This is a genomic window from Duganella sp. GW822-FHT06D06 (genome assembly GCF_058799615.1).
The window spans coordinates 1-6,258 of record NZ_JBXALQ010000043.1 but is presented as its reverse complement, the minus strand read 5'-3'; the positions used below and the strand labels follow the sequence as shown (position 1 = coordinate 6,258).

The following is a 6,258-nucleotide window of genomic DNA, read 5'->3' as shown; positions in this document are numbered from 1 at the left end:
CAGGACCGCGTGCTGCAGAAGACGCCGTTCAGCTTCGACGTGTCGGTGTGGGAATTCTTCTGGCCGCTGATCAGCGGCGCCGGCCTGGTCATGGCACGCCCGCAGGGACATAAAGACCCGCTCTATCTGAACGAAATTATTCGCACGCAGGGCATCACGACCTTGCACTTCGTGCCGTCGATGCTGCAGGTGTTCCTGGAGCATGGCGACGCGGCGCAGTGCGACGGCATCGTGCGGGTGATGTGCAGCGGCGAGGCGTTGCCGGCTGCGCTGGCGCGGCGCTTCCATGCGATGTTGCCGCAGGCCGAGCTGCACAATCTGTATGGGCCGACCGAAGCCGGCGTCGACGTGACGGCCTGGCAGTGCCGGGCCGACGACCTGCGCGACATCGTACCGATCGGCCGTCCGATCGCCAACACCCAGGTGTATATCCTGGATGCGCAATTGCAGCCGGTGCCGATCGGCGTGACGGGCGAGTTGTTCCTGGCCGGCGTGCAGGTGGGCCGTGGTTACCTGAACCGTCCGGAGCTGACGGCGGAGCGCTTCCTGCGCGATCCGTTCAGCGCGGAAGCGGACGCCCGCATGTACAAGACGGGCGATCTGGGCCGCCATCTGGCGGACGGCACTATCGAGTACCTGGGGCGTAACGACTTCCAGGTCAAGATCCGCGGCTTCCGTATCGAGCTCGGCGAGATCGAGGCCTGCCTGGCGCGCATCGACAGCGTGCGCGAGGCGGTGGTGCTGGCGCGTGAGGACCAGCCGGGCGACAAGCGCCTGGTGGCGTATGTGGTGGCGCGCGACGGTCACACGCCGGATGCGGCCGAGCTGCGCGCGGCGCTGTCGGTCGAACTGGCCGATTACATGGTGCCGTCGGCCTTCGTGCTGCTGGCGGCGCTGCCGCTGACGCCAAACGGCAAGCTGGACCGCAAGGCGCTGCCGGCGCCGGAAGGCGAGGCGTATATCCAGCGTGGTTACGAGGCGCCGCAGGGCGGCACCGAGCAAGCGCTGGCGGAGATCTGGGCCAAGGTGCTGCGACGCGAAACCATCGGTCGCCACGACAACTTCTTTGAACTGGGCGGCCATTCGCTGCTGGCGGTGCAAGTGCTGTCCCGCATACGCCACAACCTGCAGGTCGAAGTGACGCTGGGTGACTTGTTCAGCCAGCCGAGCCTGGCCGCGTTTGCCCAGGTGATCGATCAGGCCGGCCAGTCCGAGCTGTCGTCGATCACGCTGGCTGACCGCAGCGCGCCGCTCGCGCTGTCGTTTGCGCAACAGCGTTTGTGGTTCCTGGCGCAAATGGATGGCGTCAGTGAAACCTACCACATCACCGGCGGCGTCCAGCTGAGCGGTGCATTGAACCGCGCAGCCCTGGTCGCGACCCTGAACCGGGTGGTGGCGCGGCACGAAGCGCTGCGTACCACGTTCGCCAAGGTCGATGGACAGGTGGTGCAGCTGATCGCCGATGAGAACACCAGCTTTGCGTTGCAAGAACTGGATCTGCAGGGAAGCGAGGACACGCTGGCGCAGACGTTGGCACAGCAGGCCGAAGCGCCGTTCGACCTGGAGCGCGGTCCGCTGATCCGGGGCGCGTTGATTCAATTGTCGGCACAGGAACACGTGCTGTTTGTCGCCATGCACCACATCATTTCCGACGGCTGGTCGATGGGTGTGCTGCTTAATGAAGTGAGCACGCTGTATGGCGCCTACAGCGAAGAAGGCAGCGACGTCGCGCGCGATCCGCTGCCGGCCTTGCCGATCCAGTATCCGGACTATGCCAGCTGGCAGCGTCAATGGCTGGCCGGCGAGCGTCAACAGCGTCAGGCGGCGTACTGGAAACAGGCGCTGGCGGGCATTCCCGCCGTGCTGGAATTGCCGACTGACCGTCCTCGTCCACCGGTGCAAAGTTACGCCGGCGCCAACCTGGACATGGAGCTTGACGCCGCACTGACGGCGCAACTGAAAGCACTCAGCCAGCATCATGGCGTAACGCTGTACATGCTGCTGTTGGGCAGCTGGGCCGCGCTGCTGGCACGCCTGTCCGGCCAAAACGATGTGGTGATCGGCAGCCCTATCGCCGGCCGCAACCGGGCCGAGACGGAAAAGCTGATCGGTTTCTTCGTCAATACCCAGGCGCTGCGCTTCGAGCTGTCGCCGGAACTGACGGTGGCAGCGTTACTGCAGCAAAGCAAGCAGCAGGTGCTGGGTGCGCAGCAGCATCAGGATCTGCCGTTCGAACAGATCGTCGAGATCGTGCAGCCGCCGCGCAGCATGGCGCACGCGCCGATCTTCCAGGTCATGTTCGCCTGGCAAAACACGCCGGAAGGCGAGCTGGAGATGCCGGGCCTGGAGATGTCGCCGATCGCGGCGCAGGACGGCAGCTCGGCCAAATTCGACCTGATGCTGGCGCTGCGGGAATCCGACGGCCGGATCGTGGGCGGACTGGAATACGCGACCGCGCTGTTCGACCGCGCGACGATGCAGCGGCATGTCAACTACTGGCGCAGCTTGCTGACCGCCATGGTCGCCAACGCGCAGCAAACGCTGGTCAACCTGCCGCTGCTGTCCGCAGCCGAACGCGAGCAGGTACTGGTCGGATGGAACGACACGCAATTGGACTACCCGCGCGATAGCGTGATGCATCAGCTGTTCGAGCAGCAGGTTGCGATCACGCCGGATGCGGTGGCGCTGGTGTTTGAAGATCAGGAGCTGAGTTACGCAGAGTTGAACGCACGGGCCAACCGCCTGGCGCGCCATCTGCGCGGCCTCGGCGTCGGCCCGGATGTGCGGGTTGCGCTGTGCGTCGAGCGCGGCGTGGAGATGATCGTCGCACTGCTGGCCACGCTCAAGGCGGGCGGCGCCTATGTGCCGATGGATCCGGCCTACCCGGCCGAACGTCTGGCCTACATGCTGGCTGACAGTGCGCCGGCGGCGATCCTGGCCCATGGTCCGACTTCCGGGCTGATCGCCACGCTGGCGACGGACGGATGCCCGGTCGTCGACCTGGACGCACAGGAAGGCTGGAGCACCGAATCCGCAGCCGATCTGGACACGGCCGACACCGGCCTGCTGCCAGAACACCTGGCCTACATCATCTACACTTCCGGCTCGACCGGAGAACCGAAGGGCGTGATGCTCACGCATCGCAACGCGGTCAACTTCATCCATTGGGCGGGAGCGGTCTTCAGCGTGGAAGCGTTGCAGCGCACGCTGTTCTCGACCTCGCTCAATTTCGATCTGGCGGTCTATGAATGCTTTGTGCCGCTGTCGCGCGGCGCCAGCATCACGCTGGTGGGCAACGCCCTGAGCCTGCTGCAACAGCCGGCCGACGTGACGCTGATTAATACCGTGCCGTCTGCCATCGACGCGCTGGCCAATGCCGGCGCGGTGCCGGCGACCGTGCGCACGATCAACCTGGCCGGCGAGGCGTTGAAACGCAGCCTGGTCGAGAAACTGTTCGCCAGCACCGACGTGGAGACGGTGTGCAATCTGTACGGTCCGTCGGAGACGACGACCTACTCGACCTGGGTGGCGATGCCACGGGCGCAAGGTTTCGTGCCGCATATCGGCCGTCCGGTGGCCAATACCCAGGTGTATATCCTGGATGGCCAACTGCAACCGGTGCCGGTCGGCGTGATCGGCGAGCTGTATATTGGTGGCGCGGGCGTCGCACGCGGTTACCTGAACCGTCCCGAGTTGACGGCGGAGCGCTTCCTGCGCGATCCGTTCAGCCAGGACGGCCGCATGTACAAGACGGGCGACCTGGGCCGCCATCTGGCGGACGGCAATATCGAGTACCTGGGCCGTAACGACTTCCAGGTCAAGATCCGCGGCTTCCGCATCGAACTGGGCGAGATCGAGGCGCGCCTGGCGCGCATCGAAAGCGTGCGCGAGGCGGTGGTGCTGGCGCGTGAAGACCAACCGGGCGACAAGCGTCTGGTGGCCTACGTTGTGGCCCACGACGGCTACACGCCGGACGTGGCGGAGCTGCGCGCGGCATTGGCAAGCGAAGTGGCCGATTACATGGTGCCGTCGGCTTTCGTGCTGTTGGCGGCGTTGCCGTTGACACCAAATGGCAAGCTGGACCGCAAAGCCTTGCCGGCCCCGGAAGGCGACGCATATATCCAGCGTGCCTACGAGGCGCCGCAGGGCGAAATCGAAGAAGCGCTGGCGGCCATCTGGTCCAAGGTGCTGCAACGCGAAACCATCGGTCGTCACGACAACTTCTTCGAACTGGGCGGCCATTCGCTGCTGGCGGTCAGCCTGATCGAAGGTATGCGCCAGGCCGGTTTGCAGGCCGACGTGCGGGCCTTGTTCAGCACCCCAAGCATCGCCCAACTGGCGGCGGCGGTGGGACAGGGTGGGCAGGAAGTGCTGGTGCCGGAGAACGGCATCGCCGACGGCTGCGAACACATCACGCCATCGATGCTGCCATTGATCGACCTGACGCAGGAGCAGATCGACCGCGTGGCGGCCCAGGTACCGGGCGGCGCGGCCAACATCCAGGATATCTATCCGTTGGCGCCGTTGCAGGACGGGATATTGTTCCATCACCTGATGAGCCAGAATGGCGATGCGTATCTGTTGCCTAGCCTGATCAGTTTCGACAGCCGCGAGCGACTCGACGGTTTCCTGACAGCGCTGCAGACGGTGATTTCACGTCACGATATCCTGCGCACGGCCGTGCTGTGGGAGGGCTTGGATGCTGCGCTGCAAGTGGTATGGCGCAGCGCGCCGTTCAAGGCGGAACAACTTGTTCTCGATGAGGGCGACGTCGCCGCACAACTGGCGGAGCGCTACGACCCACGTCACTACCGCATCGACGTGCGCGAGGCGCCGTTGCTGCGCGGCTTCTACGCACATGATCCGGTGCAAGGACGCTGGCTGTTGCAGATTCTGGCGCACCACCTGGCGATCGACCACACGACGCTGGAAATCCTGATCGGCGAAATTCAGGCAACGCTGCAAGGCGAAACGCTGGCGCCGGCACTGCCGTTCCGCAATTATGTGGCGCAGGCGCGACTGGGCGTGTCGCAGGAAGAGCATGAAGGCTTCTTCCGCGACATGCTGAGCGACATTGATGAAACGACGGCGCCGTTTGGCCTGCTTGACGTGCAGGGCGACGGCGGCATGATCGGCGAAGCGCATCAGGAAGTCGATGCGGCGCTTGCGGCGCGTATCCGCAAGCAGGCGCGCGGCTTGGGCGTGAGCGCGGCCTCCGTGCTGCACCTGGCTTGGGCGCAGGTGCTGTCGAAGGCATCGGGCCGCGAAGCGGTGGTGTTCGGCACGGTGATGTTCGGCCGGATGCAGGGCGGCGCCGGTGCGGACCGCGCATTGGGGATGTTCATCAACACGCTGCCGCTGCGGCTGGATGTGGGCGCGCAATCGGTGCGCGCGAGCGTACTGGCGACCCATGCACGATTGATGGGACTGATGCGTCACGAACACGCGTCGCTGGCATTGGCGCAGCGCTGCAGCGGCGTGGCGGCGCCGGCGCCATTGTTCTCGGCATTGTTCAACTTCCGTCATTCGACGGGCGAGGGTAAGGCGGATGTTGTCTGGGAGGGTATGGAAGTACTGTCCGGCGAAGAACGCACCAATTATCCTCTGACGATGTCGGTCGATGATTTCGGTACGGGCTTCCGACTGACCACGCAAGTGAGCACCGGCGTGGACGCCGGACGGGTCTGCGCTTACTTGCACGCTGCATTGGAGCAATTGGTGACGGCGTTGGAAAGTGCGCCGGAGACTGCGGTGCGTGCGCTGACCGTGCTGCCAGCGGTCGAACGCGAGCAAGTGCTGGTGGGCTGGAACGACACGCAACTGAGCTACCCACACGATAGCGCGATTCACGAACTGTTCGAACACCAGGCCGCAGCCACGCCGGACGCGGTGGCATTGATATTCGAAGATCAGCAAGTGAGTTACGCGGACCTGAACGCCATGGCCAATCGCCTGGCCCGCCATCTGCGCAATGAAGGTGTGGTCGATGGCGACTACGTGGGCATCGCGCTGGAGCGTTCGATCGCCCTGGTGGTCGCGCAACTGGCGGTGCTGAAGGCGGGCGGCGTCTATGTGCCGTTGGATGCGGTACTGCCGTTGCAGCGTCAGGCCTTGATGCTGGCCGACTGCAACGCCAAACTGGTGCTGGGCACGGCGCAGCAGCCGGTGCCGGACAATGTTTCCCTGGTCGATGTGGCTGATGCGCGCCTCGGCGCGTGCAGCGCGGCCAATTTGCCAACGACGGCGAATGGCGCCAGT

1 protein-coding gene is annotated in these 6,258 nt (G+C 65.0%); it reads left to right on the top strand.

Features of this window, described 5'->3' with window-relative positions; genetic code table 11:
• The coding region (locus AC1RMD_RS31000; protein ID WP_492932682.1) for an amino acid adenylation domain-containing protein at positions 1 to 6,258 on the top strand (6,258 nt) is incomplete at both ends.